A 12,054-nucleotide genomic window follows, 5' to 3' on the forward strand; every position below is an offset into this window, starting at 1 on the left:
CCGGGGCGATTACGCCTTGGCTTTGGAGACCGCGACCATCGCCGGACGCAGCAGGCGGCCGTTCAGCGTATAACCTTTCTGCATCACCATCATCACGTGGTTCGGCTGGTGATCGGCGGATTCCATCATGCTCATCGCCTGATGCACTTCCGGGTTGAACGGCACGTTGACGTCGCCGACGATTTCGATACCGTACTTGCGCACCACGTCCAGCAGCGATTTCAGCGTCAGCTCGATGCCTTCGATCATCGCGGCCAGTTCCGGATTGTTTTTATCCGCCAGATCCAGCGCGCGCTCCAGGTTGTCGATCACCGGCAGCAGATCGCCGGAGAATTTCTCCAGGGCGAACTTGTGCGCTTTCTCGACGTCCAGTTCGGCGCGGCGACGGATGTTCTCCGCTTCCGCTTTGGCGCGCAGCAGGCTGTCGCGCTCGTGCTGCTGAGCTTCCGCCAGTTGGGCTTCCAGTTCGGCGATACGCGCATCGCGCAGATCGACGCCTTCCGCCGCTTCCGGCAGCGTATCCTCGTGATGAGCGTGTTGTTCCATTTCTTCCGAGACTTGCTCGTTTGGCGTCTTCTGTTCTTTACTACTCATGAATATCTCCGCGTTTTAGCATTAATCTCGCAACTTGGCTTATTATGGGGATCAAAACCGGGGTTTCAAGTCAACCGGTCACAATGTGGGGCATAAACGGGTCCCGGTGAGGAAAATCACAACAAATGAATAAAAAATTCGCCTGTATTGGCATTGTTGGCCACCCGCGTCACCCTTCAGCGCTGGCAACCCACGAGATGCTGTTCCACTGGCTGGTGGCCCGCGGCTATTCGGTGATGGTCGAACGCCAAATCGCCCATGATTTGGAGCTGAAAGACGCCGTCACCGGCAGCCTGGCGGATATCGGCCAGCGCGCCGATCTGGCGGTGGTGGTCGGCGGCGACGGCAACATGCTCGGCGCCGCGCGCGTGCTGGCGCGCTACGACATCAAGGTAATCGGAGTCAACCGCGGCAACCTCGGTTTCCTCACCGATCTCGATCCCGACAACGCCCTGCAGCAGCTGGCGGACGTGCTGGAAGGCGAGTACATCGACGAACAGCGTTTCCTGCTGGAAACCATCGTGCATAAAGAGCACCAGCAGTGCCGCATCAGCACCGCCATCAACGAAGTGGTGCTGCACCCCGGCAAAGTGGCGCACATGATCGAATTCGAGGTGTACATCGACGATCGCTTCGCCTTCTCGCAGCGCTCGGACGGCCTGATCATCGCCACGCCGACCGGCTCCACCGCCTACTCGCTCTCCGCCGGCGGGCCGATCCTCACCCCGTCGCTGGAGGCGATCGCGCTGGTGCCGATGTTCCCCCACACCCTTTCCGCCCGGCCGTTGGTGATCAACGGCGACAGCACCATCCGCCTGAAATTCTCGCAGATCGGCAGCGATCTGGAGATCAGCTGCGACAGCCAGATCGCACTGCCGATCCAGGAAGGCGAAGAAGTGCTGATCCGCCGCAGCAACTTCCATCTGAACCTGATTCACCCGAAAGACTACAGCTATTTCAACACGTTAAGCACCAAGTTGGGCTGGTCGAAAAAATTGTTCTAAAATCTGCATCGGCCACTTTACTGTATATAAAACCAGTTTATACTGTATGAAACTACAGTTATGTGTTTATACACAGGAAGGTTCCCATGCTGGCGCAATTAACCATCAGCAACTTTGCTATCGTTCGTGAGTTGGAAATCGATTTTCAACCGGGCATGACGGCGATCACCGGTGAAACCGGCGCCGGCAAATCCATCGCCATCGATGCGCTGGGGCTGTGCCTCGGCAACCGCGCCGACGGCAACGTGGTGCGCCTGGGAGCCGCCCGCGCCGACATCTGCGCCCGCTTCTCGCTGGCGGACACCCCGTCCGCGCGCGCGTGGCTGGAGCAAAACCAGCTGGACGACAGCAACGAATGCCTGCTGCGCCGGGTGATCAACGCCGACGGCCGTTCGCGCGGCTTTATCAACGGCACCGCCGTGCCGCTGTCGCAGCTGCGTGAGCTGGGGCAACGCCTGATCCAAATCCACGGTCAACACGCCCATCAGCTGCTGCTCAAGCCGGAGCACCAAAAAGCGCTGCTCGACGCCTACGCCGACGAACCCGCCCTGCTGGCGGCGATGAGCCAGGCCTACCAACGCTGGCATCAGAGCTGCCGCGAGCTGGCGCACCATCAGCAGCAGACCATCGAGCGCGAAGCGCGCAAGCAGCTGCTGCAATACCAATTGAAAGAGCTGAACGAATTCGCGCCGCAGGCCGGCGAGTTCGAACAGACCGACGCCGAGTACAAGCGCCTGGCCAACAGCGGCCAGCTGCTGACCCTCAGCCAGCAAACGCTGCAGCTGCTGGCCGACAGCGACGAGAACAACATGCTCAGCCAGCTTTACAGCGCCAAACACCTGCTGCTTGAGCTGGCCGGGCTGGACGATAAGCTCAGCGGTCTGCTGGACATGCTGGAAGAGGCCTCTATCCAGATCAGCGAAGCCAGCGACGAACTGCGCCATTACGCCGATCGCATGGATCTCGATCCCAATCGCCTGCACGAGCTGGAACAGCGCCTGTCGCGTCAAATCAGCCTGGCGCGCAAACACCAGGTCGCGCCGGAAGAGCTGCCGCAGCTGCATCAGCAGTTGCTGGATGAACAGCAGCTGCTGATGCAGCAGGAAAGCGACCATGAGCACCTGAACGAGGCGGTTACCCTGCATCACCAGCAGGCGCTGGCGCTGGCGGAACAGCTGCACCAGAAACGCCTGCACTACGCCGCCGAGCTGACCACGCTCATCACCGACAGCATGCAGGCGCTCTCCATGCCGCACGGCAAATTCAACATCGACGTGCGCTTCGAACCGCAGCACCTGAGCGCCGAAGGGGCCAGCCGCACCGAGTTCTGCGTCTCCACCAACCCGGGGCAGCCGCTGCAGCCGCTGGCGAAGGTCGCCTCCGGCGGTGAGCTGTCGCGCATCGCGCTGGCCATTCAGGTGATCACCGCCCGCAAGATGGAAACCCCGGCGCTGATCTTCGATGAGGTGGACGTGGGCATCAGCGGCCCGACCGCCGCCATCGTCGGCCGCCTGCTGCGCCAGCTCGGCGAATCCACCCAGGTGATGTGCGTCACCCACCTGCCGCAGGTGGCCGGATGCGGGCATCAGCACCTGTTCGTCAGCAAGCAGACCGACGGCACGGTCACCGAAACCCAGATGGCGCCGCTGGATAAACGCGCCCGGCTGCAGGAGCTGGCGCGCCTGCTCGGCGGCAGCGAAGTCACCCGCAATACGTTGGCGAACGCCAAAGAACTGCTGGCGGCATAAAAAAGCTCAACTTTTTCACTTTCCTGCGGTCTGACATTGACGCTGTTGGCCCGAAAGATATCTAAAGTGCGGCGCGGCGGTGATCCAAAGCCATCTCAACAGCCTGAAACTGGCCAAGCGCTTGAGGTGTTGAAGGAAAGCCAACGCGTCGCAACGTGAAAGATGAAGGGTATAAAGGTTTCCAACTGCCGCAAGGTCTATTATCATCGGCATCCTATGCCCTAAAGGAATGTGATTACTATGCGCTGTAAAACGCTGACTGCCGCCGCTGTAGTTCTTGTGATGCTGACTGCAGGCTGTTCTACTTTTGAAAAGGTGGTTTATCGTCCTGACATCAACCAGGGGAACTACCTGACGTCGACCGACGTGGCGAAAATTCAGAAAGGGATGACCCAACAACAGGTCGCTTACACATTGGGTACCCCAATGCTGCAAGACCCGTTCGGAACTCAGACATGGTTCTATGTGTTCCGCCAGCAGCCTGGCCATGAAGATATCACCCAGCAGACGCTGACGCTGACCTTCGACAGCGCAGGCGTGTTGACCGACATCCAGAACAAACCGGCGCTGACCAAGTAATCGGCGCTGCCCGCTCTTCCGGCCCATGAGGGGGCATGGTGTTCCTCATGACAGTCGCAGGCTGCAACGCGGAAGAGAAAATCAGTTTCAGATAAAAAATAAGGCGCTATAAGCGCCTTATTTTTTTGCCTTTTCTGCCCGTTGCCGGCGCAGCTCTTTCGGATCGGCGATCAGCGGCCGGTAAATCTCCACCCGGTCGCCATCGTTCAGCGTATCGCCCAGCTTGGCCGGGCGGCTGTAAATGCCGATTTTGTTGCTTTTAAGATCGATATCCTGGCGCAGCTCCAGCAGGCCTGAAGCCTGAATCGCCTGCTCGACGCTGCTGCCCTCGGCCAGCTTCACCTTGCGCAGGTACTGCCGCTCCGGCAAGGCGTACACCACCTCGACCTGGATGTCAGACACTGTAGACCTCTTTCGCCCGCTGGGTGAATGCCTGCACCATGCTGCCCGCCAGCTCTTTGAACACCTTGCCGAACGCCAGCTCAATCAGTTTGTTGGTGAACTCGAAGTCCAGGTGCAGCTCCACCTTGCAGGCCTCTTCGCTCAGCGGCGTGAACTGCCAGCCGCCCATCAGCTTGCGGAACGGACCATCGACCAGTTGCATATTGATGCTCTGGTTATCCAGCAGCGTATTGCGGGTGGTGAAGGTCTTGCTGATACCGGCCTTGGCGACGTCCACCGCGGCGGTCATCTCGTTGGAGGTAGCGTTAAGCACCCGGCTGCCGGTGCAGCCTGGCAGAAAATCGGGATAAGAATGAACATCGTTAACCAACTGATACATCTGCTCGGCGCTGAACGGCACTAATGCAGACCGACTGATCTGGGGCATATCATTTCCTGTAAGACATAAAACGTACAGATAATACCATTTATCTGGCGGCAAACAAAAAATCTGCTAAGGGATGAGGGCACCAAAAATGCGAAAAATTGCGCAGGTGCTGAACGGGAAAGGATTTCTTTCGCTGAAGCATCCAGTATAATGAACGCACTATGACAAAGAAAAAAGCACACAAACCCGGTTCCGCCACCATTGCCCAAAACAAGCGCGCGCGTTTCGAATACTTCATTGAAGAAGAGTTCGAGGCGGGCCTGTCGCTGCAAGGGTGGGAAGTTAAATCGCTGCGTGCAGGCAAAGCCAACCTCAGCGACAGCTACGTGACGTTCCGTGACGGTGAAGCCTACCTGTTTGGCGCCACCATCACCCCGCTCAACGTGGCTTCGTCGCATGTGGTGTGCGATCCGACGCGTACCCGTAAACTGCTGCTGAACCGACGCGAGCTGGACACCCTGCTCGGCCGCGTCAACCGCGACGGTTACACCGTGGTGGCCTTGTCCCTGTATTGGAAAAATGCCTGGAGCAAGATCAAGATCGGCGTAGCCAAAGGCAAGAAAGAGCACGACAAACGCGATGACATCAAAGATCGCGAATGGCAGACGGCGAAAGCCCGTATCATGAAGCACGCCAATCGTTAAGCCGCTGGCTTATCGAGGTAAACTTCTGGTATACTGCACAAAGTTACTTGGGGCTGATTCTGGATTCGACGGGATTTGCGAAGCCCTAGGAGCATGCCGAGGGGCGGTTGGCCTCGTAAAAAGCCGCAAAAAAATAGTCGCAAACGACGAAAACTACGCTTTAGCAGCTTAATACCCTGCTTAGAGCCCTCTCTCCCTAGCCTCCGCTCTTAGGACGGGGATCAAGAGAGGTCAAACCCAAAAGAGATCGCGTGGATGTCCTGCCTGGGGCTGAAGCGTTAAACTCAATCAGGCTAGTCTGTCAGTAGCGTGTCCATCCGCAGCTGGCCGGCGAATGTAAAGATTGGACTAAGCATGTAGTGCCGACGGTGTAGTAATTTCGGACGGGGGTTCAAATCCCCCCAGCTCCACCAAATACGTCGCCAGTGAACCAGATAGACCCGGCGATAATAGCGAAAAAGCCCACAACTTCGGTTGCGGGCTTTTTTGTTTTTGTCACATTCAGAGGGAAACCCCTTGGCCCGGACTCCCCGGGCCGATGCAGGCTAGTGATCCAGATAGAGGTAATGCAGCCAGCTGGTCATGCGCAGCAGCACTTTGCGCATCACGGAGACGTGCTCGAAGTGCCCGGTATAGACCGCCGCCTGGGCGCTCACGCCGTCGGGCAGATGATCCAGATCCGGGTTGGCCGCCAGATCGATCATCACGTACACCCCTTCCCGGCCCGGCGTGGCGCTCAGGCCCTGCAGTGCGCCGCTGGCCTGGTAGCTGCCGTCCGGTATCGCCGGCAACACCCGGCTTACGATGCCGCCATAAACCTGCCCCGGCAAGCCGTTGAACACCACCTCTGCCTGGTCCCCCTGCGCCAAGCGCAGGATGGCGTTCTGGCGGAACACCGCCACCACCTGGCGCTTTTGCTGCGGGATAAAAATCATCACCGGCTTGAAGGGCAGGCGAACCGCCGCCGTGCCCGGCCGCGCCAGCACCTGCGTGACATAGCCATCGCTCGGCGCACGCACCACCGTTTGTTCCAGGTTGTAACGCGCTTCGGCTATTTGCGATTTCAGGCTGGCTATCGTGGCGTCTTCGCCGTCATAGCGCCCGGACAACCGCGCCTGTTCCTGTTGAAACTGGGCTTTCGCCGCCTGCAGCGCGGCGGATTGCGCCTGATACTGCTGCTGCGCATGGCTGACGTCCTGCTCCGAAAACGGATTGACCGGCATGGCCGCCCCTTTCGCGTAGCGCTGGTAATCTTTACGGGCGCGCTCAAACTCCACGTTCGCCCGCTGCACGTTGGCGGCGGACTCGCTAAGCGCTGCCCGACGCGTTCTGATCTCCGCCTCCGCCCCGGCCAGATCCGCTTCCAGCTTGGTGAGCCGCGCGCGGTAGCGGCTGTCGTCGAGCCGGAACAGCACCTCGCCTTTGCGCAGCAGCACGTTGGTTTTCTCCGTCACCTCAACGATCATGCCCGAGACCTGCGGCACCATCGGCACCGACACGGCAATTTTCTGCGCCCGATCGCTGTACGGATGGTTGTAGTTCATCGTCAGAATCAAGGCGCCGACGATAAATATTCCGCCAAGCACCGCAGTCGGCACGGTCCATTTGTTGACCGGAATGCGGAACAGTTTAAATACGCCGTAGCTCAGCGCCACGTAGCTGAGAATAATGAGCAAATCCATAGGCTACGCTCAACTTACCGTGGGGCCGGGAACCGCCGTCGGCTTTTCCTGCAGGCGTTGTAATTCCGCTTCGAGCACTGCGATGCGCGCCTGCAGATCCGTTGAGGGTTCCGGCCTTTCACTCATGCCCCAGCCGCGTTCCGGCCGATAGAGCGTCGCCCAGATCCACAGCAGCGGCCAAATGGCGTGCAGCGTAAACAGGCTGACCCAACCGGCGACGTGAATCGCATCCTGATGCGGATGGCGGCGTTTTTTCGCCAGCAAATAAGGAATGTCATGAATAATAATGACGCCGTAGAATAATATCAGGAATACCGCGATCAGTACGCCTAAAGCAAAATAGTTAAGAAACATGTAAAGTCCTGGTTGAGAATAATGGAAATAAATAATCTCTATAGCGTGTTATATTGTCTGATGTCGTTGGCGATGGTATCGATGGCATTCTTCACGTCGGTGACTTTCAGCTGTGCTTTCTCATTATTAAGATTTTCCCCCGAAGCCTTACGCACCACTTTAATGACCGGCTGATTGGTCGCGGCATCGATAAATTCGCCTTCCATATAGACCGCGCTCTCCATAGTACGGTGCCCGGTGACGCTTTGCGTCGCGGCGATCAGCAGCGTGATTGGCAAGACTTCATAGACCTGCAGCCCTTTCTTCTGCGTGTCGATCGCCGTGATGGCGCCGCGGAAAATCAGGGTATGCTCGCGCGGCATGTCCACCAGCGTAAAATGGGTGCCCATCGCCTGCTTAAACTGCTGGTTGGTGTAATTCAGGATATTGTCGAGCGCACGTTGGCTCACCATCTCGCTCGGTTTCGGCCGCGGGAAATAGATCATCGGTTGATACACCAGATATTGATAACGGGAAAAATCGACGTTCTTATCCTTCCAATATAAAACGTCTTTGCCGGACGCGGATTGACCTTTATTGATATCGTTATAATTGGTCAGAAAGGTCGAGTATTTTTCTTTTTCGGTCACGGCGGAAGAGCACGCGGCCAGTAATAACAGCGCAGGTAAAATAACCGCTCTTGTCACTTTCATTGACGGGTTTCTCTTTATTTTTGTGGATAGCAAATAATCAAATCGAATGATACCCACCCACCCGTGATAAGTCATATGACAATGCCGCCAAAGGTGTATATCATTTTTGATATACAAACTCATACGAGCCGGCCAGTGAAAGAGAAAGACTTCCGCATTGAAGAACTCAGGATTGTCCGCGTCATTGCCGAAACGGCGAGCGTCAGCAAAGCGGCGCAGCTGTTGGATATGCCGCAGTCTAACGTGTCGCGCGCCCTCACCGCGCTGGAGCGGCGGCTCGGACTGGAGCTGTTCCTGCGCGGCCCGCGCACTCTGTCACTGACCGAGTTCGGCGAACAATTCTTGCGGCGCGCCTCGCAGTTGCTGAACGAGCATAGCGATCTGCTCGATATGGCCGGCACCTATAAGCGCAGCCTGAACGGCATGGTCACGCTCGGCGCGCCGATCGGCATCCACGCTTTCCTGGCCAGCTATTTGCTGCCGCCGCTGCTGCACGCTGCGCCGGCGCTGACTGTCGATCTGGTAACCCGCAACCCCGACGAACGCGAGAAAAAATATGGCGCAGTATTCGACAGCGACTGCGATTTGCTGATCAGCTTTTTCCAGCCGCAAAACGAAAGCCTGATTGCCAGGCCCTTTACCCGTTTTCGCGTCGGGCTGTTCGCCGCGCCGGATTACATCGCCCGCTCGCCGCTGAATGAGCTGGATGAACTGTCGCAGCATCGCTGCATTACCTTGCGCATGCTGGGCGGCATTCGCAATACCTGGAGCGGCTACAGTGCGCAGGGGGAGTTGGTGCAGGTCGAGATCAACGGCGCCAGCGTCTGCGATAACATTCTGCCGGCGATCGAGCTGGCCAAACAGGGCCTGGGCATCGTCTACGCCCCGTATTATTCCGTCGCCGCCGAGCTCGATGCCGGCACGCTGCTGCCCTGCCTGGCGCGCGAGCGCGGCATCGATATGCAGGCCTACCTGATCTACCGCCGGCGCGGCGTGTTGCCGCACCGCGTGCAGGTGACGATGGACAGCATCATGGAAAGCGTCAAACTGCACGCACACCGGCTGATATAGCCAAGAAAAACCCCGCCGCAGCGGGGTTTAACGCATCACATCGGCGCAAAATACCTCACCGCCCCTCTTTTTCCCCCAGGAAGAAATACCACAGCGGAATGGAAAGCAGCAGGGTGAACACCAGCGTATACAGCAGCACCATCAGGCTCTGCATGATCACCATCTGCGCGCTCCAGTCACCGATCGGCAGCTGGAATTGTTCGACGGTGCCGCCGAGGATCGCCCGGCCCATCACGCAGCCGACCGCCACCGCCACTGTCGCCACCGCCGCGCGGAACTTGCGCACCTCGGCGCGGCGGGCGGCCGCTTCCGGCGTTTCGTCTCGAAGCCCTTGCCGCTGGCCGCGCCAGCGCCCTACGTCCACCAGCAGCAACGCCGCGAGGCTCACGCCCATTACCGGCAGGCAATAACCCAGCGCCGCTGCTACCAGCAGCGTGACGGCGCGTGCCGGCAGGGAAAGCGCCAGCCAGGCGGCAACCAGGGTCTGCACCGGATGCTGCGTCCCCGCCGCCGGGCGGCGACTCCACCACATGCGGTAACCCAGCACGATCGTTAAGCACAGCCCGAGGCCGAACGCCGCCAGCAGCAGCTGATTCGGCAAGCCGAACAGAATGCCCATGTGGGCGTCGATGCCCCAGCGGGTCAGCTTGGCGATGAGCGGGAAGGTGTCGAACCGCACCTGGTCGACGACGGCGAAGCTTTGCGGCGCGATGGCAACCGCGTCCACCTGCGTCGGCCAGCTGCGATCTACTTCGGTCACCGTCCAGGCTTTGCCCTCGCCTTTCGGCTGGCGCAGCTCGACCTTAGCGGCGTCTATTCCGGCGGCGCGCGCGGCGTGCAGCGCCCGATCCCAATCGCCGTTCAGCGCATTGCTTTGCGCGGCAGGGCTCATCTTCATGCCCGGCATCATCCCGCGGTGCTCGGCGTGCGGATCGGTCGGCGTCTGCGGCGCATCGGCCTGCAGGCTGGTGTTGACCTGCGGCGTCAGCCAGCCCAGGTTGGCCCGCAGCGCGTCGATGTTGCCGCCGGCCCACTGCGACCAGGTCAGCCCGGTAGCCGAGAAGAACAGCAGCCCGGCCAGCAGCGCCACGCCCAGCGTGATATGCCAATGGCGGTTAGCGGCGAAGCCCCCTTTCACCCTTTTCAGCTTGCGCTTCGGCCGCGTCGCCAGCCACAGCGCCACGCCGCCCAGCGCGGCTACCCACAGCCAGGAGGCCGCCAGCTCGCTGTAATTACGGCCCAGATCGCCAAGCAGCAGGCTGCTGTGCAGCTTGTCCAGCCAGGTGCGCAGCGGCAGTACGCCGGAAGTGCCGTACACCGTCATATCGCCCTTGATCGCCAGGGTATAGGGATCGACAAACAGCGCACGCGACTCGGAAGCGCCCAGATCGGCACTCGTGAACTGTACGCGCGTGGTGTCCATTGCGCCGGGAGCCGGACGCACGGCGTAAATGCGCGCCTCGTCACCCGCCGCACGGCGGGCGGCGGCGATCTGGTCAGCCAGCGATCTCGCCTGCCCGTGCGGTTCGGTGAAAAGCGCATCGCGATACAGCGCCTCTTCAAGCTGCGGGGTCAGCACATACAGCGTGCCGGACAGTGCAGCGACCAGAATAAAAGGTGCGACCAGCAGGCCGATATAAAAATGCAGCCGTCTGATCAGGTTCAGCATCGCGCCACGCGGCGATGCGGCAGGTGGATTTTTGGTTATTGAAGACATGGCCTTTCTCGTTTTTCAAACTGTGCGCGCAGGCAAACCGTCCGCAGCGATACGGACGGCGTTACCCATGATCAAGCAATAGGGAAAAACGGCTGGCCGGGCGGCCCGCGCGGGCTCGGCCGCAGAGTAAGGCGCCGAAGGGGCGGAGAAACGATGCGCGGCGCGCAAGGCAGGCGCGCGATACGCGCCATCAGCCACAGCAGCGGGACGAATGTCCACAGCAGCAGCGGCACGTGGATCAGCAGCTCGCAATAGCCGCAGAAAATCATCTCCGCCGGGTCCATGCCGTGGTGGCCGGCATGCTCGGCGGCGGGCATCGCCATCCCGTGCATGTCGTGCGGCATGGCGGCTGCCGACTGCGTCATGCCGCCCATCATCGGGTGGTGCGTCAGCGATTTCGACACCACCGGCGCCACAAACAGCAACAGCACCGCCATAATGGCGATGCAGGCGGTAAAGCGTTGCTGTAGCTGACGTGGCACTCTCATCGCGGCGGCGAATTAACCCGGTCGGTGGCGAACAAGCGGCCAGTGTAACCCACGATGCGCGATGAGGTGAAAGAAAAGTCAGGTTTGTCTTACCCGCCCCCGGCGAAGGCGATCACAGCGCCCGCGAGTAGACCCGCGAGGCTTCGCCCCAGGGGTGATAGCCGAGCCCGTTATAAACGAAGCCGCTGCGTTCGTAGTACCCTTCCAGATCGGTGCACAGGTGCAACTGCGGGAAGCCCAGCCGGCGGGTTTCCGTCGCCACATGCTCAATCAGCTTGGTGCCGTAGCCCCGGCCGCGCTGCGTCTCTTCTACGTAGAGCGCACACAGCCAGGGATACAATTCCCCACGGCTGATAAAGTCGTTGGTAATCAGCCCCGCGCAGCCGAGGATCCGGTCATTTGCCATCAACAGATACCACTGCGGCAGCGGGTTGGCGGCGCCGAGGCTGCGGTTGATGGCGTCTTCATACATCATCAGCGTTTCTGCCGTGGCCCAGTGCTGCTGAAAATACGCAATGGCGCGCGGTGCCAGTTCGGGCGCTTGCCGCACCGAAATCATGTCCATCGTCATTCCCGTTATTCATGTTGTCAGCGTAGAATTATGCAGCAATATGCACGGTATGGCAGCGGCATTCCGCCGCCGTCATTCACC

General features: G+C 59.7%; 14 protein-coding genes and 1 other RNA gene. 6 read left to right on the forward strand and 9 right to left on the reverse strand.

Going from position 1 to position 12,054, the window contains the following annotated elements:
• Positions 1–9: 9 nt before the first annotated feature.
• Complete coding sequence (grpE, locus tag ACSBQS_RS19770) at positions 10–594, reverse strand: nucleotide exchange factor GrpE (protein WP_025159545.1); 585 nt, start codon at positions 592–594, stop codon at positions 10–12.
• Positions 595–719: 125 nt separating this feature from the next.
• Between grpE and nadK the strand changes: the two genes are divergently transcribed.
• The 3 genes from nadK to bamE all read left to right on the forward strand — a co-directional run bounded on the left by nadK (position 720) and on the right by bamE (position 3,925).
• Entirely contained in the window at positions 720–1,598 is an 879-nt protein-coding gene (gene nadK, locus ACSBQS_RS19775) for an NAD(+) kinase (protein ID WP_197666632.1), read from the forward strand.
• 86 nt (positions 1,599–1,684) lie between these two features.
• Positions 1,685–3,346, forward strand: coding sequence for a DNA repair protein RecN (gene recN / locus ACSBQS_RS19780; protein ID WP_172755857.1), 1,662 nt, complete (start codon positions 1,685–1,687; stop codon positions 3,344–3,346).
• Between the two features lie 240 nt (positions 3,347–3,586).
• Entirely contained in the window at positions 3,587–3,925 is a 339-nt protein-coding gene (gene bamE, locus ACSBQS_RS19785; RefSeq protein WP_004929101.1) for an outer membrane protein assembly factor BamE, read from the forward strand.
• A 117-nt stretch (positions 3,926–4,042) separates the two neighbouring features.
• Here the strand turns inward: bamE and ACSBQS_RS19790 are convergent, their stop codons facing one another.
• Both ACSBQS_RS19790 and ACSBQS_RS19795 read right to left on the reverse strand, forming a co-directional pair.
• Positions 4,043–4,327, reverse strand: a complete 285-nt coding sequence (locus tag ACSBQS_RS19790; RefSeq protein WP_004929098.1) for an RnfH family protein — start codon at positions 4,325–4,327, stop codon at positions 4,043–4,045.
• The gene (locus ACSBQS_RS19795; protein WP_004929096.1) at positions 4,320–4,754 is read right to left on the reverse strand and encodes a type II toxin-antitoxin system RatA family toxin; all 435 of its coding nucleotides are present in this window, start codon (positions 4,752–4,754) and stop codon (positions 4,320–4,322) included. The genes ACSBQS_RS19790 and ACSBQS_RS19795 overlap by 8 nt, the downstream gene beginning before the upstream one ends.
• A gap of 161 nt (positions 4,755–4,915) precedes the next feature.
• On the opposite strand from ACSBQS_RS19795, the gene smpB reads away from it, so the two are divergent.
• Together smpB and ssrA are read left to right on the forward strand one after the other, a co-directional pair.
• Positions 4,916–5,398, forward strand: a complete 483-nt coding sequence (gene smpB, locus ACSBQS_RS19800) for an SsrA-binding protein SmpB (RefSeq protein ID WP_016929804.1) — start codon at positions 4,916–4,918, stop codon at positions 5,396–5,398.
• A 49-nt stretch (positions 5,399–5,447) separates the two neighbouring features.
• Positions 5,448–5,811, forward strand: a transfer-messenger RNA (tmRNA) gene (gene ssrA, locus ACSBQS_RS19805).
• Positions 5,812–5,943: 132 nt separating this feature from the next.
• Here the strand turns inward: ssrA and ACSBQS_RS19810 are convergent.
• The 3 genes from ACSBQS_RS19810 to ACSBQS_RS19820 are packed head-to-tail and all read right to left on the reverse strand — an operon-like array spanning position 5,944 to position 8,126.
• Positions 5,944–7,080: an HlyD family secretion protein gene (locus ACSBQS_RS19810; protein ID WP_197750018.1), complete on the reverse strand. Its 1,137-nt coding sequence runs from the start codon at positions 7,078–7,080 to the stop codon at positions 5,944–5,946.
• Positions 7,081–7,089: 9 nt separating this feature from the next.
• A complete protein-coding gene (locus tag ACSBQS_RS19815) occupies positions 7,090–7,434 on the reverse strand; it encodes a DUF3302 domain-containing protein (RefSeq protein ID WP_025303963.1) in 345 nt (114 codons plus the stop codon).
• 38 nt (positions 7,435–7,472) lie between these two features.
• The gene (locus ACSBQS_RS19820) at positions 7,473–8,126 is read right to left on the reverse strand and encodes a DUF3313 domain-containing protein (RefSeq protein ID WP_025303964.1); all 654 of its coding nucleotides are present in this window, start codon (positions 8,124–8,126) and stop codon (positions 7,473–7,475) included.
• Between the two features lie 135 nt (positions 8,127–8,261).
• Between ACSBQS_RS19820 and ACSBQS_RS19825 the strand changes: the two genes are divergently transcribed.
• Complete coding sequence (locus tag ACSBQS_RS19825; RefSeq protein WP_025303965.1) at positions 8,262–9,197, forward strand: LysR family transcriptional regulator; 936 nt, start codon at positions 8,262–8,264, stop codon at positions 9,195–9,197.
• A 55-nt stretch (positions 9,198–9,252) separates the two neighbouring features.
• Here ACSBQS_RS19825 and ACSBQS_RS19830 read toward each other — a convergent pair whose 3' ends face one another.
• The 3 genes from ACSBQS_RS19830 to ACSBQS_RS19840 all read right to left on the reverse strand — a co-directional run bounded on the left by ACSBQS_RS19830 (position 9,253) and on the right by ACSBQS_RS19840 (position 11,967).
• Positions 9,253–10,914 (reverse strand): DUF2534 family protein, encoded by a 1,662-nt coding sequence (locus ACSBQS_RS19830; protein ID WP_187048308.1) that lies wholly within the window; start codon positions 10,912–10,914, stop codon positions 9,253–9,255.
• 71 nt (positions 10,915–10,985) lie between these two features.
• The gene (locus ACSBQS_RS19835) at positions 10,986–11,402 is read right to left on the reverse strand and encodes a DUF2946 domain-containing protein (protein ID WP_206191941.1); all 417 of its coding nucleotides are present in this window, start codon (positions 11,400–11,402) and stop codon (positions 10,986–10,988) included.
• 112 nt (positions 11,403–11,514) lie between these two features.
• Positions 11,515–11,967, reverse strand: coding sequence for a GNAT family N-acetyltransferase (locus ACSBQS_RS19840; protein WP_080376482.1), 453 nt, complete (start codon positions 11,965–11,967; stop codon positions 11,515–11,517).
• Between the last annotated feature and the right edge of the window lie 87 nt (positions 11,968–12,054).

It is taken from the genome of Serratia sp. H402Y, from assembly GCF_051172415.1.
Taxonomy (GTDB): Bacteria; Pseudomonadota; Gammaproteobacteria; order Enterobacterales; family Enterobacteriaceae; genus Serratia; species Serratia ureilytica.

Excerpts from the sequence above, each read along its gene's own strand:
- grpE (WP_025159545.1), bottom strand. The coding sequence starts at position 594 with ATGAGTAGTAAAGAACAGAAGACGCCAAACGAGCAAGTCTCGGAAGAA.
- nadK (WP_197666632.1), top strand. The coding sequence starts at position 720 with ATGAATAAAAAATTCGCCTGTATTGGCATTGTTGGCCACCCGCGTCAC.
- recN (WP_172755857.1), top strand. The coding sequence starts at position 1,685 with ATGCTGGCGCAATTAACCATCAGCAACTTTGCTATCGTTCGTGAGTTG.
- bamE (WP_004929101.1), top strand. The coding sequence starts at position 3,587 with ATGCGCTGTAAAACGCTGACTGCCGCCGCTGTAGTTCTTGTGATGCTG.
- ACSBQS_RS19795 (WP_004929096.1), bottom strand. The coding sequence starts at position 4,754 with ATGCCCCAGATCAGTCGGTCTGCATTAGTGCCGTTCAGCGCCGAGCAG.
- smpB (WP_016929804.1), top strand. The coding sequence starts at position 4,916 with ATGACAAAGAAAAAAGCACACAAACCCGGTTCCGCCACCATTGCCCAA.
- ACSBQS_RS19810 (WP_197750018.1), bottom strand. The coding sequence starts at position 7,080 with ATGGATTTGCTCATTATTCTCAGCTACGTGGCGCTGAGCTACGGCGTA.
- ACSBQS_RS19815 (WP_025303963.1), bottom strand. The coding sequence starts at position 7,434 with ATGTTTCTTAACTATTTTGCTTTAGGCGTACTGATCGCGGTATTCCTG.
- ACSBQS_RS19820 (WP_025303964.1), bottom strand. The coding sequence starts at position 8,126 with ATGAAAGTGACAAGAGCGGTTATTTTACCTGCGCTGTTATTACTGGCC.
- ACSBQS_RS19830 (WP_187048308.1), bottom strand. The coding sequence starts at position 10,914 with ATGTCTTCAATAACCAAAAATCCACCTGCCGCATCGCCGCGTGGCGCG.
- ACSBQS_RS19835 (WP_206191941.1), bottom strand. The coding sequence starts at position 11,402 with ATGAGAGTGCCACGTCAGCTACAGCAACGCTTTACCGCCTGCATCGCC.
- ACSBQS_RS19840 (WP_080376482.1), bottom strand. The coding sequence starts at position 11,967 with ATGGACATGATTTCGGTGCGGCAAGCGCCCGAACTGGCACCGCGCGCC.